This is a genomic window from Bacillus sp. CR71, from assembly GCF_003429245.1.
Classification (GTDB): Bacteria; Bacillota; Bacilli; order Bacillales; family Bacillaceae_G; genus Bacillus_A; species Bacillus_A thuringiensis_S.
In genome coordinates this window covers 4,719,405-4,740,312 of the sequence record NZ_CP031748.1, presented here as the reverse complement: position 1 = coordinate 4,740,312, position 20,908 = coordinate 4,719,405, and the positions used below count along the sequence as shown (strand labels likewise).

Sequence of the window (20,908 nt, the reverse complement as noted above, 5' to 3'; positions counted from 1 at the left end):
TCAAAGACAAAGAGTGCTAACAGAGGTGATGATGAGATGCTTACGGAACGTCAGCTCTTAATTTTACAAACAATTATTGATGACTTTATTGGATCAGCGCAGCCTGTTGGGTCTAGAACGTTGGCTAAAAAAGATGAAATTACATTTAGTTCAGCTACTATTCGAAATGAAATGGCGGACTTAGAAGAATTAGGTTTTATTGAAAAAACGCACAGTTCTTCTGGACGTGTTCCTTCTGAGAAAGGCTACCGATTTTATGTAGACCATCTTTTAGCGCCGCAAAACTTACCGAACGCTGAAATTGTACAAATTAAAGATTTATTTGCTGAAAGAATTTTTGAAGCGGAAAAAATTGCACAGCAATCTGCTCAAATTTTATCAGAACTTACGAATTATACGGCCATTGTTCTTGGACCGAAGTTAAGCACAAATAAACTTAAAAATGTACAAATTGTGCCGCTTGATCGTCAAACTGCAGTCGCTATTATTGTAACTGATACAGGGCATGTACAAAGTAAAACGATTACCGTTCCGGAATCTGTTGATTTATCAGATTTAGAAAAAATGGTTAATGTTTTAAATGAAAAGCTATCTGGCGTACCGATGGAAGAACTTCATAATAAAATCTTTAAGGAAATTGTTACAGTTTTACGTGGGTATGTTCATAATTACGATAGTGCAATAAAAATGTTAGATGGTACATTTCAAGTTCCGTTATCGGAAAAGATATACTTTGGAGGAAAAGCAAATATGCTTTCGCAGCCAGAGTTCCATGACATTCAAAAGGTTAGATCTTTGCTTACCATGATTGATAATGAAGCTGAATTTTATGACATTTTGCGTCATAAACAAGTCGGGATTCAAGTGAAAATTGGTAGGGAAAACACTTCGACGGCTATGGAGGATTGCAGTTTAATTTCTGCAACATATTCGATCGGCGAAGAGCAACTTGGAACAATTGCTATTTTAGGTCCGACAAGAATGCAATATTCTCGTGTAATTAGTTTGTTACAGTTATTTACGAGACAATTTACAGATGGACTTAAAAAGTAAATGAGAGTAATACATTCGCTCAAGTGATGAAATTTTCATTGCTGTGTGTAATATATAATGCTTAGGTAATCATGCTATGCATGATACCTAATACCTTTTAAGGAGGTGAATATTGTGGAAGAGCGTAACGAACAAGTGGTAGAAGAAGTAAAAGAAGCGCAAGTTGAAGAAGCTGTCACGCCAGAAAACAGTGAAGAAACTGTAGAAGAAAAAAGTGAGGCTGCTCTTTTACAAGAAAAAGTAGATGAGTTACAAGCGAAACTAACGGAAACGGAAGGTCGCACATTACGTCTACAAGCTGATTTTGAAAATTATAAGCGCCGTGTCCAAATGGATAAACAGGCTGCTGAAAAATATAGAGCACAAAGTCTAGTTTCAGACATCTTGCCAGCTCTTGATAATTTTGAAAGAGCAATGCAAGTGGAAGCGACTGATGAGCAAACGAAATCCTTGTTACAAGGCATGGAAATGGTGCATCGTCAATTGTTAGAAGCGCTGACTAAAGAAGGTGTGGAAGTGATTGAAGCTGTTGGTAAACAGTTTGATCCTAATGAACACCAAGCTATTATGCAAGTGGAAGATAGTGAATTTGAATCAAACGCGGTTGTGGAAGAATTCCAAAAAGGTTATAAATTAAAAGACCGTGTGATTCGCCCATCAATGGTAAAAGTAAATCAATAATTTACATAAAACTAGGAGGATTCGCCATGAGTAAAATTATCGGTATTGACTTAGGTACAACAAACTCTTGTGTAGCTGTTATGGAAGGTGGAGAACCAAAGGTTATTCCAAATCCAGAAGGAAACCGTACAACACCTTCTGTTGTAGCTTTCAAAAATGAAGAACGTCAAGTTGGGGAAGTTGCAAAGCGCCAAGCAATTACAAACCCAAATACAATCATGTCTGTTAAACGTCATATGGGTACAGACTACAAAGTAGAAGTTGAAGGTAAAGATTATACACCTCAAGAAATTTCTGCAATCATTTTACAAAACTTAAAAGCTTCTGCTGAAGCATACTTAGGTGAAACAGTAACGAAAGCTGTTATTACAGTACCTGCATACTTCAACGATGCAGAGCGTCAAGCAACGAAAGATGCTGGTCGTATCGCTGGTTTAGAAGTTGAGCGTATCATTAACGAGCCAACAGCAGCAGCACTTGCTTACGGTTTAGAAAAACAAGACGAAGAACAAAAAATCTTAGTATATGACTTAGGTGGCGGTACATTTGACGTATCTATCCTTGAGTTAGCAGACGGCACATTCGAAGTTATTTCAACTGCTGGTGACAACCGTCTTGGTGGCGATGACTTTGACCAAGTTATCATCGATCACTTAGTAGCTGAGTTCAAAAAAGAAAATAACATTGATTTAAGCCAAGATAAAATGGCGCTTCAACGCTTGAAAGATGCAGCTGAAAAAGCGAAAAAAGATCTTTCTGGTGTAACACAAACTCAAATTTCATTACCATTCATTAGTGCTGGAGCTGCTGGTCCATTACACCTAGAATTAACGTTAACAAGAGCGAAATTCGAAGAGCTTTCAGCAGGTCTTGTTGAAAGAACATTAGAGCCAACTCGTCGTGCATTAAAAGACGCTGGTTTTGCTCCAAGCGAATTAGATAAAGTTATTCTTGTTGGTGGATCTACTCGTATCCCAGCTGTACAAGAAGCTATTAAACGTGAAACTGGTAAAGAGCCATATAAAGGTGTAAACCCTGATGAAGTTGTAGCATTAGGTGCTGCAGTTCAAGGTGGCGTACTTACTGGTGATGTAGAAGGCGTTCTATTATTAGACGTAACTCCACTTTCTTTAGGTATTGAAACTATGGGTGGCGTGTTCACGAAATTAATCGAGCGTAACACTACAATTCCAACAAGTAAGTCACAAGTATTCTCGACAGCTGCTGATAATCAACCAGCAGTAGACATTCACGTATTACAAGGTGAGCGTCCAATGTCAGCTGACAACAAAACGTTAGGTCGTTTCCAATTAACTGACCTTCCACCAGCACCACGTGGTATTCCACAAATCGAAGTAACATTCGATATTGATGCGAACGGTATCGTTAACGTACGTGCGAAAGACTTAGGAACAAGCAAAGAGCAAGCTATTACAATCCAATCTTCTTCAGGTCTTTCTGATGAAGAAGTAGAACGTATGGTACAAGAAGCGGAAGCAAATGCTGACGCTGACCAAAAACGTAAGGAAGAAGTTGAACTTCGTAACGAAGCTGACCAACTTGTATTCCAAACAGACAAAGTTGTAAAAGATTTAGAAGGTAAAGTAGATGCAGCTGAAGTTGCAAAAGCAACAGAAGCGAAAGAAGCATTACAAGCTGCAATTGAGAAAAACGAGCTTGAAGAAATTCGTGCGAAAAAAGATGCTTTACAAGAAATCGTACAACAATTAACTGTTAAATTATACGAGCAAGCTCAAGCAGCTGCTGGTCAAGCAGAAGGTGCGCAAGGTGCACAAGACGCTGGCACGAAGAAAGACAATGTAGTTGACGCTGAGTTTGAAGAAGTAAAAGAAGACAAGTAATTCAACTGTAAACATAATAAGTAAGATGACAAAAAGTCAAAGTCAAGCGTGCCTTGACTTTGGCTTTTTTCACGAATGAGAAGTGATGTGTGAGGATCTTAAGTTTTTCGCTTTGCATACTGTAAGTGAGGAAACTTTGTTGCAAAGCACTTTCTTTCGGTGTTAAAATTACGTTTATGTGAAAGATTCGGGGGTTGTAAATTTATGAGTAAACGAGACTATTATGAGGTCCTTGGACTTAGCAAGGGCGCTTCAACAGATGAAATAAAAAAAGCGTATCGTCGTTTGGCTAAAAAATACCATCCAGACGTAAGCAAAGAAGAAAATGCAATTGAAAAGTTTAAAGAAGTACAAGAAGCATACGAAGTGTTAAGTGATGATCAAAAGCGTGCGCAGTACGATCAATTTGGTCATGCTGGTGCAAATCAAGGATTCGGTGGATTTGGCGGCGGAGGAGACTTCGGCGGTGGCTTCGGTTTTGAAGATATATTTAGTTCTTTCTTTGGCGGTGGCGGCGGCAGACGCCGTGATCCAAATGCTCCGCGCCAAGGTGCTGACTTACAATATCAAGTCACTTTAGATTTTGAAGAAGCTATTTTTGGTAAGGAATTAAATGTGGAAATTCCAGTAGAAGATCCATGTGATACTTGTAAAGGTAGTGGAGCAAAACCAGGAACTTCAAAAGAAACATGTAAACATTGTTCAGGCTCTGGTCAAGTGAGTGTAGAGCAAAACACACCGTTTGGTCGTATCGTAAACCGTCAAGCTTGTGGTCATTGTTCAGGAACTGGACAAATTATTAAAGAAAAATGTACGACATGTCACGGTTCAGGTAAAGTTCGTAAACGTAAAAAAATCAATGTTAAAATTCCAGCGGGTATCGATAATGGTCAACAAATTCGTGTGTCTGGAAAAGGTGAAGCCGGCGTAAATGGCGGACCAGCAGGAGACTTATATGTTGTCGTTCATGTAAGAAATCATGAATTCTTCGAGCGTGAAGGAGATCACATTATTTGCGAAATGCCATTAACATTTGCGCAAATGGCGCTTGGTGATGAAGTGGAAGTTCCTACTGTTCATGGTAAAGTGAAGCTGAAAATTCCAGCAGGAACACAAACTGGAACAGAATTCCGCTTAAAAGGAAAAGGTGCTCCGAACGTACGTGGATACGGCCAAGGAGATCAATATGTAGTCGTTCGTGTTGTTGTACCGACGAAATTGACTTCACAGCAAAAAGATTTATTACGTGAATTTGCAGGACAAGAAGAGCAGGATGATAGTTTATTCGGAAAGCTTAAACGTGCTTTCAAAGGGGAATAATGGAAATAAAAAATGGAGTTGGTAAATTGTGAAATGGTCAGAAATTAGTATTCATACAACAGAAGAAGCAGTAGAAGCTGTCTCTCATATTTTACATGAAGCTGGTGCTAGCGGAGTTGCGATTGAGGATCCAGCGGAGTTAACGAAAGAGCGCGAGCAACAATATGGTGAAATTTATGCATTGAATCCAGATGAATATCCGGCGGAAGGTGTATTAATAAAAGCATATTTCCCGCAAACGGATTCTTTACATGAAACGATTGCAGGTGTAAAATCATCTATTGATGTGCTTCCATCTTACGACATTGAAATTGGTACTGGAAATATTACCGTTAACGAAGTCAATGAAGAAGATTGGGCTACTGCTTGGAAAAAATATTACCATCCAGTACAAATTTCTGATACATTCACAATCGTACCGACGTGGGAAGAATATACACCATCTTCTCCTGATGAAAAAATCATTGAATTAGACCCAGGTATGGCGTTTGGTACAGGAACTCATCCAACAACAACGATGTGTATTCGTGCTTTAGAAAAAACAGTACAGCCAGGTGACGCTATCATTGATGTAGGAACAGGTTCTGGTGTGCTTAGTATTGCAGCGGCAAAATTAGGTGCGTCTTCTGTTCAAGCATATGATTTAGATCCGGTTGCAGTTGAAAGTGCAGAAATGAATGTGCGTTTAAATAAAACAGATGATATCGTGTCTGTTGGGCAAAATAGTCTTTTAGAAGGTATTGAAGGTCCTGTTGATTTAATCGTAGCTAACTTATTAGCAGAAATTATTCTTTTATTCCCTGAAGATGCAGCGAGAGTTGTGAAGTCAGGTGGATTATTTATTACATCGGGCATTATTGCTGCGAAGGAAAAAGTAATTTCTGAGGCGTTAGAACAAGCTGGATTTACAATTGAAGAAGTGTTACGAATGGAAGATTGGGTAGCAATTATTGCACGAAATGCGTAATATAGATTTTAGTCTATAATGAAAAGGGGAGTCTCTCACTATAAGGTGAGGGACTTGCCGTTTGTTATATGAAAAATGATAATGTTTCGTTCTTTTCGTAAGTGTTGACTTACGAAAGGAACGAAACTCTACTAAGGTGATTATATGCAACGTTATTTTGTAGAAGAAAAACATGTAAGTGAAGCAAAAATTCGCATTGTAGGTGATGATGTACATCACATTGCGAGAGTAATGCGTATGACAGCTGGCGATCAAATTTATTGCTGTGTAAACGGAAAAACAGCAGTATGTTCAATTGATGAAATTACCAGTGAATTTATTAATACGGCTATTGTAGAATGGGTAGAGGCGTCAAGTGAACTTCCTGTTTTCGTGACGATTGCAAGTGGACTGCCAAAAGGAGACAAGCTAGAGTTGATTTTTCAAAAAGGAACTGAGCTTGGGGCAGCTGCATTCTTACCATTTCAAGCATCTCGCTCTATCGTAAAATGGGATGCGAAAAAAGCTGATAAAAAAGTTGAGCGTTTAAGAAAAATTGTGAAAGAAGCTGCGGAACAATCACATAGAAGTGAAATTCCGGAAGTACATGCTCCGGCATCATTTAAGCAACTGCTTACAATGAGTGGTGAGTATGATGTTTGTCTTGTTGCTTACGAAGAGGAAGCAAAACAAGGCGAGAAATCTAATTTTGCGAAAGCTTTAACGACAATGAAACCAGGTCAAAAGCTATTGATTGTATTTGGCCCAGAAGGCGGTTTAGCTGAGGAAGAGATTACAGCGCTTCGTGAACATAAATTTGTACCATGTAGTTTAGGACCAAGAATTTTAAGAACAGAAACGGCGCCGTTATACGCGTTAAGTGCTGCTTCGTATCATTTTGAATTGATGGGGTGATGATCAATGTCAACTGTTGCGTTCCATACGTTAGGTTGTAAAGTAAACCACTATGAAACAGAAGCCATTTGGCAATTGTTTAAACAAGGTGGTTATGAAAGAACAGAATATGAAAAGAAAGCTGATGTTTATGTTATTAACACATGTACAGTAACGAATACTGGGGACAAAAAAAGCCGTCAAGTAATCAGACGTGCTGTGCGTCAAAATCCAGATGCAGTTATTTGCGTAACGGGATGTTATGCACAAACATCTCCAGCTGAAATTATGGCGATTCCAGGTGTAGATATTGTAGTTGGTACACAGGATCGTGAAAAGATGTTAGGTTACATCGAAGAATTCCGTAAAGAGCGTCAACCAATTAATGCTGTCCGCAATATTATGAAAACACGTGTGTACGAAGAACTTGATGTACCTTATTTCACGGATCGTACACGTGCGTCTTTAAAAATACAAGAGGGTTGCAATAACTTCTGTACATTCTGTATCATTCCTTGGGCGCGTGGTTTAATGCGTTCTCGTGATGGAAAAGAGGTTATTAAACAAGCACAACAATTAGTGGATGCAGGCTATAAAGAAATCGTATTAACGGGTATTCATACAGGTGGATACGGCGAAGATATAAAAGATTATAACTTAGCTGGATTACTTCGTGATATGGAAGCGGAAGTAGGCGGATTAAAACGTCTTCGTATTTCTTCTATTGAAGCGAGTCAAATTTCAGATGAAGTAATTGAAGTGTTAGATAAATCTGAAGTAGTTGTACGTCACTTGCATATTCCGTTGCAATCTGGTTCTAATACTGTATTAAAACGTATGCGTCGTAAATATACGATGGAATTCTTCCAAGAGCGTTTAGATCGTTTGAAAGAAGCGTTACCAGGCCTTGCGATTACATCTGACGTAATCGTTGGTTTCCCAGGTGAAACAGAAGAAGAATTCATGGAAACATACAATTTCATTAAAGAGAACCGCTTCTCTGAGTTACACGTGTTCCCTTATTCAAAACGTACAGGAACACCTGCAGCACGCATGGAAGATCAAGTTCCTGAAGATGTGAAGAACGATCGTGTTCATCGTTTAATTGAGCTATCTAATCAATTAGCGAAAGAATATGCATCAGCGTTTGAAGGTGAAGTGCTTGAAATCATTCCAGAAGAGCAATTTAAAGACGGCGACCGTGAAGGGTTATATGTAGGGTATACAGATAACTACTTGAAAATTGTATTTGAAGGATCAGAAGAATTAATTGGTAAGCTAGTGAAAGTGAAAATTACGAAGGCTGGCTATCCATATAACGAAGCGCAATTTGTTCGTGTTCTTGAAGATGATGTGAAAAAAGAATCAGCAAGCGCATAAAAAAGAGCGTGCAACCGGAAATGGTTTGCATGCTTTCTTTATTTGAAGCGGTTAAGTACTAGAAGGTAGGGAGGCGTTTCGTGCATCCCTGTATGAAAAAAGTTGAAATGATAAAAATATAGTTGTCTTCATGAAAGAAGGATACTAGATATTTGTATAACTTTTGAAAAGGAAATGCTTCTATTCTTCTTTTATTCTGCCAAATAGTTGACCTGAAGTGATAAAATGTATTATAATCGTAAAAGACATGCTGAAGAAGTGTTTCTTTTTGCATGCTGAAGTTAGTATGTAAGTGTGATGTTTCGGAGGGAGGGAAAGAGAATGTCAAAAACAGTCGTTCGTAAAAACGAGTCTTTGGAGGATGCACTTCGCCGTTTTAAAAGATCGGTTTCTAAAACTGGTACACTTGCTGAAGCAAGAAAGCGCGAGTTTTATGAAAAACCAAGTGTAAAACGTAAGAAGAAATCTGAAGCGGCAAGAAAGCGTAAATTCTAAGAGAGGGTGTAAGTTATGAGTCTTCTCGGTCGTTTAAACGATGATATGAAACAAGCGATGAAGAATAAACAAAAAGAAAAATTAACCGTTATTCGTATGGTTAAGGCTGCTTTACAAAATGAAGGTATTAAACTGCAACATACTCTTACTGAAGAAGAGGAAGTAACAGTTTTAGCTCGTGAAGTAAAACAGTATAAGGACTCCCTCCTTGAATTTAAAAAAGCTGGTCGTGAAGACCTTGTTAATAAACTGCAAAGTGAAATTCAGATTTTAAGCGCATATTTGCCAGAGCAATTAACTGAAGAAGAACTAGTTGATGTAATCAAACAAGTTATTTCTGAAGTTGGTGCGACTTCTAAAGCAGATATGGGTAAGGTGATGACTGCTGTTATGCCGAAAGTAAAAGGTAAAACAGACGGATCACTTGTGAATAAGTTGGTTATCCAGCTATTAGCATAAAAAAACGTCTCATTTCGTATGAGACGTTTTTTTATTGTTCTTATTAAGGAAAAACACTATATTGCTTAAAAAGCGTTTCTGTAAGTGATAGAAACGCCTCTGGTATGTAAAAAAGGGTAACGGCCTTAGTTATGATTAATCCCACCATAAAAAAAGCTTTTTCGTTTTCTTAATTTCTTCGACTAACTCCTCAATGCTTTCTGTTCCTTGTTCCACTATATCTGGACAAAATTCATACATTTCTTGCGCGAAAGATTGCATTTCGGCGTCTGTAGGTAACACGCTAAAAATGGTATCAACCCAGTCATAATCTGCACTGATTATGATAAAAGGATAGCGATCATTCCATTTTCTTAGTTTAAAAATAACATCTTTATTGCTAACTTCGTAATTAACGCCATTTGTTGGTTGGATTGCAAGGATATCAAATTGGCCATTTCCTTGTATACTTCCAATGCTACACTTACTCTTACTTCCTTGACTAAAACTTCTTTCACAAATAAAAGCTAAGTATGGGGGCTGAAGCTCAGATTGAAGTTTTATAACTTGCTGTTTAGCATAATCTTCAAAGGTAACGACAGAGACTCCAGCTATTTTAGATTTTGAATCAGTTGCATAGAAGGGCTAGATGCTACTGTCAGTGACTTGTTTTATAACATTCAAAATTTCTTGACTAAATCCAATTTCCTTTCGTATTTCCTCGCTTATTAATTCATTTTTTTGTTTTTTAGTGAATCCTAATATTTTTTGAAATTCATATAACAACTACCTATAAAGTATTCTTACTTACAACGTAAAATTTAGAGTGGAGCAATTTCTTTTTCGAATTTTATTTCATTTGTCTAATGAATGACAACTACTTATTCTATGGTCAGTATGTCACGCCCAGAACAAATTGTAACAGGGTTTTTCAAGTTTCTAACTTCTCACTAGGCTCAATTTCTTCATGCAACTTGTACTGATATCCCCTAGGGGCGCATATTCTTGTATTAATACTTCTATTATTAAGGATCACATCCTCTGATCCATCATTGTCCCGATAAATATGATTTCATATAGCGACTGTTTTATTAACATGATATGAACTCTTACAGAATATAGTTATGTTAGTGAAGTCGTTATAACACGATAGGCACTTGTGAAGAAATACATATATGGGATGAGAGGGGGGTCTTTCGAGATGAAGAAATTAGAACAAATGAAAAATTGGTTAACAAAACAAGTAGACCTACCAGTGGATGTATTAATGGATCTACCTCGGATTACTCTTGTTGGGCAAATACATATTTATATAGAAAATCATCGGGGACTATTAGTGTTTTCAGATAAAGAAGTGCGATTGCTTTTAAAACACGGTCAATTACTAATTAAAGGACAATCCTTTGTTATTAAAACGATTCTTCCAGAAGAGCTTTTGCTCGAAGGGATAATTGAGCAAGTAACATTTTTAGAAAATGAAAAAAAAGGTGATTGAAGTGAAACTTCCATTAGTGAAGTTTTTCTTCTTTATCCTGTAAAAGTTTCGTTGATAGAGATCGATTACAGTTTTACTTTGTTTCATTTTAGTACGAGCTATTTTAATGCTTCAAATCTACTTTTAGAAAGGTAGTGAAGGTGGTAAATGAAAAATAAATGGTTTATAAAGTGGCTTGGATATGTAAAAGTGCGAATTGAAGGTAGAGGAGCGGAACGGTTTGTTAATGAATGTGTACGGAGGAATTTATTAGTTTGGGATGTTAAGAAGATAGCTGATGAAACGTTAGTTTTTTGTATGTTGTTACGCGATGTGAAAAAAATAAAACCAATTTATAGAAAAAATGAATGTAAATTATATTTTATTGGACGTTATGGTTTTCCTTTTTGGAATAAGCGTTTAATTAAAAACAGTGGATTTTTAATTGGGTTTTTAATTTTCTTTTTTGGCGTGATTGCAATGTCCAATATGGTTTGGAAAATTGAAATTACAGGAGCAAAACCTGAAACAGAATATATATTGATGAAAGAATTGGATAAAATGGGTATTAAAAAAGGAAAACTGCAGTTTCAAATGCCGAATGTAGAAGATGTACAACGCCATTTGACAGATAATATTAATGCCATTACTTGGGCGGGATTAGAAGTAAGAGGAACGACGTATCATTTTAAAATTGTTGAAAAAAACGAACCGAAAAAAGAAAAGGAACAAATGCCGCAAAATTTAGTAGCAAAAAAAGAAGCGATTATTACAAAAACGTTTGTAGAAGTTGGAAAGCCGGTTGTACTGAAAAATGATCATGTAGAAAAAGGGCAGATTCTCGTATCGGGAATATATGGTAATGAGGAAAGTCCAACGATTGTTTCAGCGAAAGGTATTGTGTATGGCGAAACGTGGTATACATCTAAGGTGGATGTCCCGTTAAAGACGCAATTCCAAGTGTATACTGGTAATGTATACAATGAACATTTTCTTAAATTTGGGGGTACGAAAATAAAAATATGGGGATTTCAACATGATAAGTATAAACGCTCTCGTACTGAAAGCGTAAAGCATGATGTGAAATTATTTGGTTTTACACTGCCGATTGCATATGAAAAAGATGTTGTGAGAGAAGAGGAAGAAGCGAACCGAGAATATACAGAAAAGCAAGCGCTGAAAGTAGCGAAAGAGATGGCCGAAAAAGAACTAAAGAAAAAATTGGATGAACATGCTATGATTGTAAGTGATAAGATTTTGAGTAAAGAGGTTGAGGCGGATCAACTAAAAGTCACATTGCATTATACTGTGATTGAAAATATTGCAGAGCCACAACCAATATCCGAATCCGATATTCAAGGAGACTGAGTAATGGCAGAACAATTAGTAGAAATGAACCAACAATTGGAAAATACTAACGAAGCAATCGCTCTTTTTGGAGTCAATGATGCGCATTTAAAAGTAATTGAACGAGAACTGAATGTATCGATCGTAACTAGAGGAGAAACTGTTCATGTATCTGGGGCAGTTGAAACGGTGACACTCGTAGAAAAAATCTTACAGCAATTACTTGTTGTAATTCGTAAAAGTATATCAATTTCAGAGAGAGATGTTGCGTATGCAATTCAGCTCGCACAACAAGGGAAAGTTGCTCAATTTGAAGAGTTATATGAAGAAGAAATTTTCAAGACTGCAAAAGGTAAATCCATTCGTGTAAAAACAATGGGGCAAAGACGATATATTCATGCAATGAAGAAGAATGATATTGTCTTTGGGATAGGGCCTGCAGGAACTGGAAAAACATACTTAGCCGTAGTAATGGCTGTGAGAGCTTTAAAACAAGGATATGTAAAGAAAATCATTCTAACAAGACCTGCTGTAGAAGCTGGAGAAAATTTAGGTTTTTTACCAGGGGATTTGAAAGAGAAGGTAGATCCATACTTACGCCCATTATATGATGCCTTACATGATATTCTTGGACAAGAATATACGCAGCGTATGATGGAACGAGGAGTAATTGAAATCGCGCCGCTTGCTTATATGAGGGGGCGTACGCTTGATGATTCATTTGTTATTTTAGATGAGGCTCAAAATACAACGGGTGCTCAAATAAAAATGTTTTTAACAAGATTAGGTTTTAGTTCTAAAATGGTTATTACAGGCGACCCTTCACAAGTAGACTTGCCAAAAGGGGTAAAATCAGGGCTATCTATAGCTGCTAATATTTTATCTGGTGTATCAGGTCTGTCATTTATTACATTAGAACAAACAGACGTTGTCAGACATCCATTGGTGCAACGTATTATTGAGGCATATGATAAAATGGAATGATCCTATTTGTCAGGATCATTTCTTTTTGTATGATAAGGTTGGCGAACGGCATATTTTTTACTATCATGAAAGATAAGGAAAATAAACTATAGGTACTGGTGTATAAAATGTTACCTCAAAGTATCGTTGGGTAGAAGAAATGAAAGCTATAAATAGTTTCACTTTATTTCTGGAGAGGAGAAGGTATTGAAATCATGTCAAGATCTCAAGAAATTTCTAAGTGGTTTCGTAATTTACAACATTCGAAAAAACTAAGTTGGATTTCTTACGTTGTATTAGGAGCAGTGCTGTTTTTTGCGCTTATGAATAATGTAAAACCAGAGCAATTAGATGTTAACATGTATTCTATTGCGAAAAAGACAATCCATTCTCCTATAAAAATTGAAGATAAAGTTACAACGGATAAAAAGAAAAAAGAAGCCTCTACAAAAGTTGAAGATCAATATACATATAAAAGTGAGTATAAACAAAATAAAGTTGATATTGTGAATGACGTCTTTGCTAAAGTGGATGAAGTGGTGCAAGAGATTAAAGCTGTTGGACCGGATGATCAAAAAAAGATGACTGATGCTGAGAAAGTGGACAAGTTAAAAAAGAAACTACCCGCTGACTTAACGAAAGAATTATCTGATTCAAACTTACTAAATTTGATTAATGCAGATTCGAGCCAATTAGTATTAGCGAAAGATGCTGCGGTCACAGCGATTAATAGTATCATGACTGAGCACATTAAAATGGACGAATTGAAAGATGCGAAAGAACGATATGTAAGTGAGATGAATAGTGTTAATGTTGATAATGGTTTAAAAGAGTCAATTAAGGCGCTAGGAAGATATGCAATTTCAGCGAATTATTTTTATGACCCGATCTTAACGAAAGAGAAGAGAAAAGCAGAGGAAGATTTAGTTCCACCTGTTTATATTCTTCAAGGACAAGTTCTCGTTAGAGAAGGTGAAACAATTTCAAGTGATGTGTATAATCAGTTGAAATTAGTTGGCTTGTTAGAAAAAGGGAACGGTTTTCAACCTTATGTTGGATTAGCGGTACTCATTGGTGTGTTACTATACTTTATGCATAAACAATTTGAATTATTTTTAAAGAGAAAAAGAGAAGATAGACCGTATGTTTTAGCGTATATCACAATTTTGTCTATCACAATCGTTTTAATGAAAATCATTAGTTTGTTTCAAAAACTTGAATATGCAGGGATTGCATATGTTGTCCCGGTTGCGATGGGAACAATACTTGTGAAATTAATGATTGGTGATCGATTTGTCTTTTTAACGAGTATGATTTTTTCTGTATGCGGAAGTATTATGTTTAATGAAGGAGTAACGAGTACATTAAATTATAGTGTAGGGATTTACGTATTGTTAAGTTCATTATCGGTTAGTATTTTCTTGAGAGAAAAAAATCGTCGTACAATGATTTTACAAGCTGGTATACTCGTTTCTGTATTAAATGTAGTCGTATTGGCGGCGCTCTTATTATTACGTAATGGGAATTTTTCGCCTCTTGAAATTGGTACGCAATTATTAATGGCTTCACTTTCAGGGATTATATCATCCGTTTTGGCTATGGGGATTTTACCATATTTAGAAAGTGGACTTGGAATCGTATCAAGTATGAAGCTTATGGAACTATCAAGTCCAAATCATCCGCTTTTACGCAGAATTTTGTTAGAAGCGCCAGGGACATATCATCATAGTGTAATGGTAGCGAATCTTTCTGAAGCTGCTTGCGAAGCAGTCGGGGCAAATGGTGTATTAGCGCGTGTAGGGGCATATTATCATGATGTAGGAAAAACAGTACAACCACAATTCTTTATTGAAAACCAAATGGGGATTGAAAACCCGCATGATAAATTAGATCCTGTAACGAGTAAAGATATTATAATTGCTCACGTAACGGATGGAGTAAGAATGCTCGAAGAATATCATATTCCACAAGAAATTATTGATATCGCTGGGCAACATCACGGTACAACGTTACTGAAATATTTTTATTATAAAGCGATTAAAGAAGATAAAGAAAAATATACAGAAGAGATGTTCCGTTATCCGGGTTCAAAAGCAACTTCGAAGGAATCGGCAATTGTTGGTATTGCTGATAGTGTAGAAGCTGCGGTACGTTCTATGAATCACCCAACGCCAGAACAAATTAATAATTTAGTGCAAAGCATTATTAAAGATCGATTGCAAGACGGTCAATTTAGTGAATGTGATTTGACGTTTAAGGAACTACAAATCGTTGGGAAAACGTTATGTGAAACGTTAAATGGTATTTTCCATTCGCGTATTACATATCCGGAAATTCCGGAAGAAAAGGAGAAAGAATGAGTTTGTTAATTGATTTTATTGATGAAACAGAAGAAGTAAAAGAAGCGTATATGAGTTTAATTCGTGAAGTGTTAGAAAAGGCAGCTCAAATGGAAAATATCGAGGATGGCGCGGAGGTATCGGTGACATTTGTAGATAATGAGCGCATTAGAGAAATTAATCGTGATTACCGAGATAAAGATCAACCTACAGATGTAATATCCTTTGCCATGGAAGAGATGGGAGAAGGGGAAATGGAGATTGTTGGTGCAGAGATGCCGCGCATGTTAGGTGATCTTATTATCTCTATTCCAAGGGCGAAAGAGCAGGCTGAAGAGTACGGCCATTCTTTCGATCGTGAACTTGGATTTTTGGCGTTACATGGCTTTTTACATTTGCTTGGTTATGATCACATGACAGAAGAAGAAGAAAAAGAAATGTTCGGAAGACAAAAAGAAATTTTAGAAGCTTTTGGATTAGGACGATGAAAAAAGGAAAACTTATAGATAGTTTTGGATATGCTATAGCTGGTATGTTCTTTTGTCTTCGTCATGAACGAAATATGAAAATTCATTATTTAGCCGCAGTCATTGTTATATGCTGCGGCTTTTATTTCCATATTACGAAAATAGAGTGGATGATATTACTTATTGTAATAGGGAGTGTAATGAGTTTAGAAATGGTAAATACGGCTGTAGAAAAAACAGTAGATTTAGCGACTGCTGATATTCATCCGTTTGCAAAAATTGCAAAGGATGTTGCAGCAGGAGCGGTTTTATTGTTTGCAATTATAGCTGTTATAATTGGTGCTATTATCTTTTTACCGTATATGGTATAGTTGCATTCCGAAGCTTTTATTAAGCTTTGGAAGTGCCGTAAGGGCCTTTAATGAGAGAGTGTATCTCTTCATAGCTGTGAACAGGAAGGATGCGGGAATATGAATAGTAAACAATTAATTTTAGAAGCAATCGAAGCGCGTAAACAAGCGTACGTACCATATTCTAAATTTCAAGTAGGTGCAGCATTATTAACGAGCGATGGAAAAGTATATCGTGGATGTAATGTTGAGAATGCATCATATGGCTTATGTAATTGTGCTGAAAGAACAGCTTTATTTAAGGCGGTTTCTGAAGGAGATAAAGAATTTGTAGCCATTGCGGTTGTAGCAGATACAAAGCGTCCAGTACCTCCTTGTGGAGCATGTCGACAAGTTATGGTAGAATTATGTAAACAGGATACGAAAGTATACTTATCAAATTTACATGGTGACGTTCAAGAGACGACAGTCGGAGAATTGTTACCAGGAGCATTTTTAGCGGAGGATTTACATGAATAGAAAAGGTTATAAATCAGGTTTTGTCTCTATTATTGGCAGACCGAATGTTGGAAAATCTACATTTTTAAACCGTATTATCGGCCAGAAAATTGCTATTATGAGTGATAAGCCACAAACAACTCGTAATAAAATTCAAGGTGTATATACAGAAAATGATTCACAAGTTATTTTCATTGATACACCAGGAATACATAAACCTAAACATAAATTAGGCGACTTCATGGTAAAGATGGCTCAAACGACATTGAAAGAAGTTGATATTGTTCTGTTTATGGTCAATGCAGTTGAAGGATTTGGTCGTGGTGAGGAATTCATCATTGAGAAATTAAAAGAAACGAAACAACCAGTATTTTTAGTAATTAATAAAATTGACCAACTTCATCCAGAACAATTACTAGAGTTAATTGATCAATATCGTAAACTACATGAGTTTGCAGAGATTGTACCAATTTCTGCGTTAGACGGTAATAATGTGGATGCTTTAATTGGAACAATTAAAAAGTATTTACCAGAAGGACCACAATACTATCCAGATAATCAAGTAACGGATCATCCGGAGAGATTTATTATTGCGGAGCTTATTCGTGAGAAAGTACTACATTTAACACGTGAAGAAGTGCCGCATTCTGTGGCTGTTGTTATCGATGCGATTCAAAAGCGTGAGGGCGGCGCAGTTTATATAAATGCAACGATTGTTGTTGAACGTGCATCGCAAAAAGGAATCATCATCGGAAAACAAGGGAAAATGTTAAAAGAAGTTGGTAAGCGAGCTCGTTTTGATATTGAAGCGCTACTTGGTTCTAAAGTATTTTTAGAAGTATGGGTAAAAGTGCAAAAAGATTGGCGTAACAAGCTGTCACAGCTTCGAGACCTTGGTTTCCGTGAAGACGAGTATTAAAATATAGTAAAGCTGTAATCAGTGGATGGTTTGTTCATCCGCTGATTATTGGTTTTTATGAACTTTGATAAATTAGGAAAAATTTTTCTCACATGAAAATGGACAAAATGGGTCAATTTAATAACAACAAAGGAAATTGGTTTATAGGCTACGCTTATTGAGAAAGGTGGATTCTTATGCTAGATTTTACCTGGAAGTTTTTCTCCAAAACAGGAAGCATTGAAACGTACTTGCTTTTGAAAGAAATGGAAAAAGACGTAAACGATGAGATGGATCAACATGAAGAGGAGCTAGCACATCTAGACTCTCCAATTTCTTGACCCGTTTTGTTCAAACCTTGGATGGTGACGAACATGTTTCAAAAAGTTGAGGGCATCGTTATCCGTACGACAGATTACGGAGAAACGAACAAGATTGTTACAATATTCTCAAGAGAACTTGGTAAGATAAGTGCAATGGCAAGAGGGGCAAAAAAACCGAAAAGCCGGTTAGCATCTGTGTCGCAATTAATGACACATGGCCATTTTCTTATTCAAATGGGATCAGGGCTTGGAACATTGCAACAAGGCGAGATTATTTCAACTATGAAAGAAATTCGCGAGGATATATTTTTAACTGCTTATGCATCATTTATTGTTGAGTTAACTGATAAAGCAACAGAAGATAAAAAACATAATCCGTATTTATTTGAAATGTTATATCAAACGTTGCATTATATGTGTGAGGGTGTTGATTCAGAAGTATTATCATTAATTTATCAAACGAAAATGCTTCCGGTATTAGGGATGCGCCCGTACTTTGATACATGTGCGATTTGTCATCAAGAAACAGACTTTGTCGCCTTCTCCGTCAGGGAAGGCGGTTTTCTGTGCTCACGTCATGCAGAGCAAGACCCATATCGTATACCGGTAGGAGAAGCTGTTCATAAATTATTACGTCTTTTCTTCCATTTCGATTTACATAGGCTCGGAAATGTATCGGTAAAGGATAGCACAAAAAAACAAATGCGTTTAGTATTGAATACATATTATGATGAATATTGCGGAATTTATTTGAAATCAAGACGTTTCTTAGAACAACTTGATAAGTTTCAAATATAATTTTGGGCCGTATACGGTCCTTTTTACATACTTTCTTTTTCGAATAGCATATTTAGTATATAATATTTAAGAGATAGTATAACTTTTTTCGTTGTGCATTAAAGGTGGTGATTATCATAGAGCTGAATAAACGGCAAGAACATATCATTCAGATTGTAAAAGATCACGGTCCTATTACAGGGGAATCAATTGCAGCGCAATTGGGTCTAACACGTGCGACGCTAAGACCAGACTTAGCAATTTTAACGATGGCTGGTTATTTAGAAGCACGTCCACGTGTAGGTTATTTTTATACGGGTAAAACTGGGGGACAGCTATTATCTGAAGCTGTTAAGAAAATTAAAGTACAAGATTATCAATCTAGACCGGTTGTAATTGATAAAAATGTTTCCGTATACGATGCAATTTGTACGATGTTTTTAGAGGACGTTGGTACATTGTTCGTTGTAGATCAGATGACTCTATTAGTTGGGGTTGTGTCTCGTAAAGATTTATTAAGAGCGAGCTTAGGAAAGCAGGATTTAACCTCTCTTCCGGTTAATATTATCATGACAAGGATGCCAAACATTGCGATGTGTCGTAGAGAGGATTCTTTATATGATATTGCGATGGAATTAATAGAAAGACAGATTGATGCAATGCCAGTTGTAAAAGATACGAAACAAGGTTTAGAAGTGATTGGGCGAATTACAAAAACAAATATTACACGTGCGTTTGTAAATTTAGTAAATAACGAATAAGTGTAATTTGTTTAAAGTGAGGTAATGTAATGGATAATAAAATCGTATATGTCGTATCTGACTCTGTAGGGGAAACGGCTGATTTGGTTGTTCGAGCAGCAATGGGGCAATTCCCGTTTGCTCCTGATATTAGACGTGTACCGTATGTAGAAGATACAGGGACATTAAAAGAAGTGATTTCGATTGCTAAGAGTAATCAAGCACTTATATGTTTTACGTTAGTTAAGCCTGATATGCGCCAGTATTTAGTGACGGAGGCTGCAAGAGAAGGGGTAGAGGCATACGATATTATCGGCCCTCTTATTGATCAAATTGAAGAAATTACGGGGCAAGTGCCGAGGTATGAGCCAGGTGTTGTCCGTAGGTTAGATGAAGAATACTTTAAAAAAATTGAAGCGATTGAGTTTGCTGTGAAGTATGATGACGGCAGAGATGCAAGAGGTATTTTAAAAGCAGATATCGTGTTGATTGGTGTTTCGCGTACATCAAAAACACCACTTTCTCAATATTTAGCTCATAACAAACGCTTGAAAGTTGCGAATGTACCACTCGTACCAGAAGTTGACCCACCTGAAGAACTATATCAAGTGGCAAAAGAAAAATGTTTCGGTTTGAAAATTACGCCAGATAAGTTAAATCATATTCGAAAAGAACGATTAAAATCACTTGGATTAAGTGATGGAGCAACGTATGCAAATATTAATCGTATTCAAGAAGAAATTGATCACTTTGAGGAAGTAATTAGTAAAATAAATTGCCAAGTAATCGATGTATCCAATAAAGCGATTGAAGAAACAGCAAATATTATTGTGAATGCAGTGCAAAACCAAAAAATGTTTTAGCACATTTACCAAAGGTGAATGTGCTTTTTTCGCTCTGGTGAAATATGATATCTATGGATTTTGTAATAGATTGTAGTGTAATGGTTATACTTATACTCCTTTGTCTTTTAGTATATTCAAGGTGTGAGTTTGTCATCCTGAAATGTAAGATGAAAAAATAAAGGGATATGTAGCGTAGTTGAAGAAAATATATTATAATAAAAAATTGTGATAAAAACCTATATTTTACGTTTAGACTTTAATTTTTCAGAATAAACTAGGGATAGGATTTACGAAAAAGACATGTAATTACGTTAAATCGACAAAATCTATACAAGAAAACGCACATTATGGAAGGATTCACAGAAGGGATGTAGAATACAGAAATATGCAAAACATCAACAACATATTAGTTGGTATAGATGCATGTCCCGTGAAGAATGAAATTGTGCAAGTTGGAGCGGAATTTCATGTCGGAATTTTGTTTGTCGCATCATATGCTCATCCTTTAAGGAAATAGCAAGGCAATTGGATCTTTGTAGATACTGAACAAAATGGAGTTGATTGTTATATGGATCAACATGAAAAAGCTACAGATCTCAAGATCAAACAGTATATGTGACTTGCTACTCTTCTTGTAAAAAGGTGTATATGTATTGTTTCTAAGAGGTACATTTGTAACAGATGAGCAAATGTATACAATTTTATATAGCAGGTATGTATCTGCGATTTATGCAGATAAAGGACCTATAGGAAAGGTTCAAAACCGTTTATACAATGTAATCGGCAACACTTTCTAACAAGTTTAGAAAAATATTGTC

General features: G+C 36.4%; 22 protein-coding genes and 1 pseudogene. 22 read left to right on the top strand and 1 reads right to left on the bottom strand.

The features are described from left to right. The first annotated feature begins 36 nt into the window (after positions 1-36). The 9 genes from hrcA (at position 37) to DOS87_RS23785 (ending at position 9,090) form a co-directional block, all read left to right on the top strand. The gene (gene hrcA / locus DOS87_RS23825; RefSeq protein WP_000954942.1) at positions 37-1,053 is read left to right on the top strand and encodes a heat-inducible transcriptional repressor HrcA; all 1,017 of its coding nucleotides are present in this window, start codon (positions 37-39) and stop codon (positions 1,051-1,053) included. A gap of 114 nt (positions 1,054-1,167) precedes the next feature. Next, the gene (gene grpE, locus DOS87_RS23820; RefSeq protein WP_000392711.1) at positions 1,168-1,734 is read left to right on the top strand and encodes a nucleotide exchange factor GrpE; all 567 of its coding nucleotides are present in this window, start codon (positions 1,168-1,170) and stop codon (positions 1,732-1,734) included. Between the two features lie 26 nt (positions 1,735-1,760). Beyond that, complete coding sequence (gene dnaK / locus DOS87_RS23815; protein ID WP_000034701.1) at positions 1,761-3,596, top strand: chaperone protein DnaK; 1,836 nt, start codon at positions 1,761-1,763, stop codon at positions 3,594-3,596. 204 nt (positions 3,597-3,800) lie between these two features. Next, positions 3,801-4,916, top strand: a complete 1,116-nt coding sequence (gene dnaJ / locus DOS87_RS23810) for a chaperone protein DnaJ (RefSeq protein ID WP_000043947.1) — start codon at positions 3,801-3,803, stop codon at positions 4,914-4,916. A 28-nt stretch (positions 4,917-4,944) separates the two neighbouring features. After that, complete coding sequence (gene prmA / locus DOS87_RS23805; RefSeq protein WP_000872098.1) at positions 4,945-5,883, top strand: 50S ribosomal protein L11 methyltransferase; 939 nt, start codon at positions 4,945-4,947, stop codon at positions 5,881-5,883. 144 nt (positions 5,884-6,027) lie between these two features. Then, positions 6,028-6,777, top strand: coding sequence for a 16S rRNA (uracil(1498)-N(3))-methyltransferase (locus tag DOS87_RS23800; RefSeq protein ID WP_001190142.1), 750 nt, complete (start codon positions 6,028-6,030; stop codon positions 6,775-6,777). 6 nt (positions 6,778-6,783) lie between these two features. Then, positions 6,784-8,136, top strand: coding sequence for a tRNA (N(6)-L-threonylcarbamoyladenosine(37)-C(2))-methylthiotransferase MtaB (mtaB, locus tag DOS87_RS23795; RefSeq protein WP_000108679.1), 1,353 nt, complete (start codon positions 6,784-6,786; stop codon positions 8,134-8,136). A gap of 321 nt (positions 8,137-8,457) precedes the next feature. After that, the gene (rpsU, locus tag DOS87_RS23790; protein WP_000048061.1) at positions 8,458-8,631 is read left to right on the top strand and encodes a 30S ribosomal protein S21; all 174 of its coding nucleotides are present in this window, start codon (positions 8,458-8,460) and stop codon (positions 8,629-8,631) included. 15 nt (positions 8,632-8,646) lie between these two features. Continuing rightward, a complete protein-coding gene (locus DOS87_RS23785; protein ID WP_000054582.1) occupies positions 8,647-9,090 on the top strand; it encodes a GatB/YqeY domain-containing protein in 444 nt (147 codons plus the stop codon). A 135-nt stretch (positions 9,091-9,225) separates the two neighbouring features. On the opposite strand, the pseudogene DOS87_RS30560 reads toward DOS87_RS23785, so the two are convergent. After that, a pseudogene (locus tag DOS87_RS30560) lies at positions 9,226-9,855 on the bottom strand (DUF4253 domain-containing protein). Between the two features lie 415 nt (positions 9,856-10,270). Between DOS87_RS30560 and yqfC the strand changes: the two are divergent. The 13 genes from yqfC to DOS87_RS23715 all read left to right on the top strand — a co-directional run bounded on the left by yqfC (position 10,271) and on the right by DOS87_RS23715 (position 20,887). Further along, a complete protein-coding gene (gene yqfC, locus DOS87_RS23775; protein WP_000732269.1) occupies positions 10,271-10,564 on the top strand; it encodes a sporulation protein YqfC in 294 nt (97 codons plus the stop codon). Positions 10,565-10,711: 147 nt separating this feature from the next. Further along, entirely contained in the window at positions 10,712-11,911 is a 1,200-nt protein-coding gene (yqfD, locus tag DOS87_RS23770) for a sporulation protein YqfD (protein ID WP_000792496.1), read from the top strand. 3 nt (positions 11,912-11,914) lie between these two features. Next, the gene (locus DOS87_RS23765; RefSeq protein WP_000840522.1) at positions 11,915-12,874 is read left to right on the top strand and encodes a PhoH family protein; all 960 of its coding nucleotides are present in this window, start codon (positions 11,915-11,917) and stop codon (positions 12,872-12,874) included. 194 nt (positions 12,875-13,068) lie between these two features. Next, positions 13,069-15,213, top strand: a complete 2,145-nt coding sequence (locus DOS87_RS23760; RefSeq protein WP_000091515.1) for an HD family phosphohydrolase — start codon at positions 13,069-13,071, stop codon at positions 15,211-15,213. Continuing rightward, a complete protein-coding gene (ybeY, locus tag DOS87_RS23755; protein WP_000054680.1) occupies positions 15,210-15,680 on the top strand; it encodes an rRNA maturation RNase YbeY in 471 nt (156 codons plus the stop codon). Before DOS87_RS23760 ends, ybeY begins: the two co-directional genes overlap by 4 nt. Next, entirely contained in the window at positions 15,677-16,030 is a 354-nt protein-coding gene (locus DOS87_RS23750) for a diacylglycerol kinase family protein (protein WP_000715475.1), read from the top strand. Before ybeY ends, DOS87_RS23750 begins: the two co-directional genes overlap by 4 nt. 99 nt (positions 16,031-16,129) lie before the next feature. After that, on the top strand, positions 16,130-16,528 hold the full coding sequence (locus DOS87_RS23745) for a cytidine deaminase (RefSeq protein ID WP_001086287.1): 399 nt from the start codon (positions 16,130-16,132) through the stop codon (positions 16,526-16,528). After that, positions 16,521-17,426 carry a GTPase Era gene (gene era, locus DOS87_RS23740; protein ID WP_001080236.1) on the top strand — a complete coding sequence of 302 codons (906 nt, stop codon included), beginning with the start codon at positions 16,521-16,523 and terminating at the stop codon, positions 17,424-17,426. The genes DOS87_RS23745 and era overlap by 8 nt, the downstream gene beginning before the upstream one ends. Positions 17,427-17,602: 176 nt before the next feature. After that, positions 17,603-17,746, top strand: a complete 144-nt coding sequence (locus tag DOS87_RS23735) for a YqzL family protein (protein ID WP_000883924.1) — start codon at positions 17,603-17,605, stop codon at positions 17,744-17,746. 33 nt (positions 17,747-17,779) lie between these two features. Next, a complete protein-coding gene (gene recO, locus DOS87_RS23730; protein ID WP_000487007.1) occupies positions 17,780-18,526 on the top strand; it encodes a DNA repair protein RecO in 747 nt (248 codons plus the stop codon). A gap of 107 nt (positions 18,527-18,633) precedes the next feature. After that, entirely contained in the window at positions 18,634-19,266 is a 633-nt protein-coding gene (locus DOS87_RS23725; RefSeq protein WP_000583756.1) for a transcriptional regulator CcpN, read from the top strand. A gap of 29 nt (positions 19,267-19,295) precedes the next feature. Beyond that, positions 19,296-20,108: a pyruvate, water dikinase regulatory protein gene (locus tag DOS87_RS23720; RefSeq protein WP_000368949.1), complete on the top strand. Its 813-nt coding sequence runs from the start codon at positions 19,296-19,298 to the stop codon at positions 20,106-20,108. A 635-nt stretch (positions 20,109-20,743) separates the two neighbouring features. Beyond that, positions 20,744-20,887, top strand: a complete 144-nt coding sequence (locus DOS87_RS23715; RefSeq protein ID WP_000479749.1) for a hypothetical protein — start codon at positions 20,744-20,746, stop codon at positions 20,885-20,887. Positions 20,888-20,908: the final 21 nt, after the last annotated feature.

Excerpts from the sequence above, each read along its gene's own strand:
- DOS87_RS23765 (WP_000840522.1), top strand. The coding sequence starts at position 11,915 with ATGGCAGAACAATTAGTAGAAATGAACCAACAATTGGAAAATACTAAC.
- era (WP_001080236.1), top strand. The coding sequence starts at position 16,521 with ATGAATAGAAAAGGTTATAAATCAGGTTTTGTCTCTATTATTGGCAGA.
- DOS87_RS23760 (WP_000091515.1), top strand. The coding sequence starts at position 13,069 with ATGTCAAGATCTCAAGAAATTTCTAAGTGGTTTCGTAATTTACAACAT.
- DOS87_RS23750 (WP_000715475.1), top strand. The coding sequence starts at position 15,677 with ATGAAAAAAGGAAAACTTATAGATAGTTTTGGATATGCTATAGCTGGT.
- ybeY (WP_000054680.1), top strand. The coding sequence starts at position 15,210 with ATGAGTTTGTTAATTGATTTTATTGATGAAACAGAAGAAGTAAAAGAA.
- hrcA (WP_000954942.1), top strand. The coding sequence starts at position 37 with ATGCTTACGGAACGTCAGCTCTTAATTTTACAAACAATTATTGATGAC.
- yqfD (WP_000792496.1), top strand. The coding sequence starts at position 10,712 with ATGAAAAATAAATGGTTTATAAAGTGGCTTGGATATGTAAAAGTGCGA.
- dnaJ (WP_000043947.1), top strand. The coding sequence starts at position 3,801 with ATGAGTAAACGAGACTATTATGAGGTCCTTGGACTTAGCAAGGGCGCT.
- yqfC (WP_000732269.1), top strand. The coding sequence starts at position 10,271 with ATGAAGAAATTAGAACAAATGAAAAATTGGTTAACAAAACAAGTAGAC.
- DOS87_RS23720 (WP_000368949.1), top strand. The coding sequence starts at position 19,296 with ATGGATAATAAAATCGTATATGTCGTATCTGACTCTGTAGGGGAAACG.
- DOS87_RS23785 (WP_000054582.1), top strand. The coding sequence starts at position 8,647 with ATGAGTCTTCTCGGTCGTTTAAACGATGATATGAAACAAGCGATGAAG.
- DOS87_RS23800 (WP_001190142.1), top strand. The coding sequence starts at position 6,028 with ATGCAACGTTATTTTGTAGAAGAAAAACATGTAAGTGAAGCAAAAATT.
- mtaB (WP_000108679.1), top strand. The coding sequence starts at position 6,784 with ATGTCAACTGTTGCGTTCCATACGTTAGGTTGTAAAGTAAACCACTAT.
- DOS87_RS23735 (WP_000883924.1), top strand. The coding sequence starts at position 17,603 with ATGCTAGATTTTACCTGGAAGTTTTTCTCCAAAACAGGAAGCATTGAA.
- dnaK (WP_000034701.1), top strand. The coding sequence starts at position 1,761 with ATGAGTAAAATTATCGGTATTGACTTAGGTACAACAAACTCTTGTGTA.
- recO (WP_000487007.1), top strand. The coding sequence starts at position 17,780 with ATGTTTCAAAAAGTTGAGGGCATCGTTATCCGTACGACAGATTACGGA.
- DOS87_RS23745 (WP_001086287.1), top strand. The coding sequence starts at position 16,130 with ATGAATAGTAAACAATTAATTTTAGAAGCAATCGAAGCGCGTAAACAA.
- rpsU (WP_000048061.1), top strand. The coding sequence starts at position 8,458 with ATGTCAAAAACAGTCGTTCGTAAAAACGAGTCTTTGGAGGATGCACTT.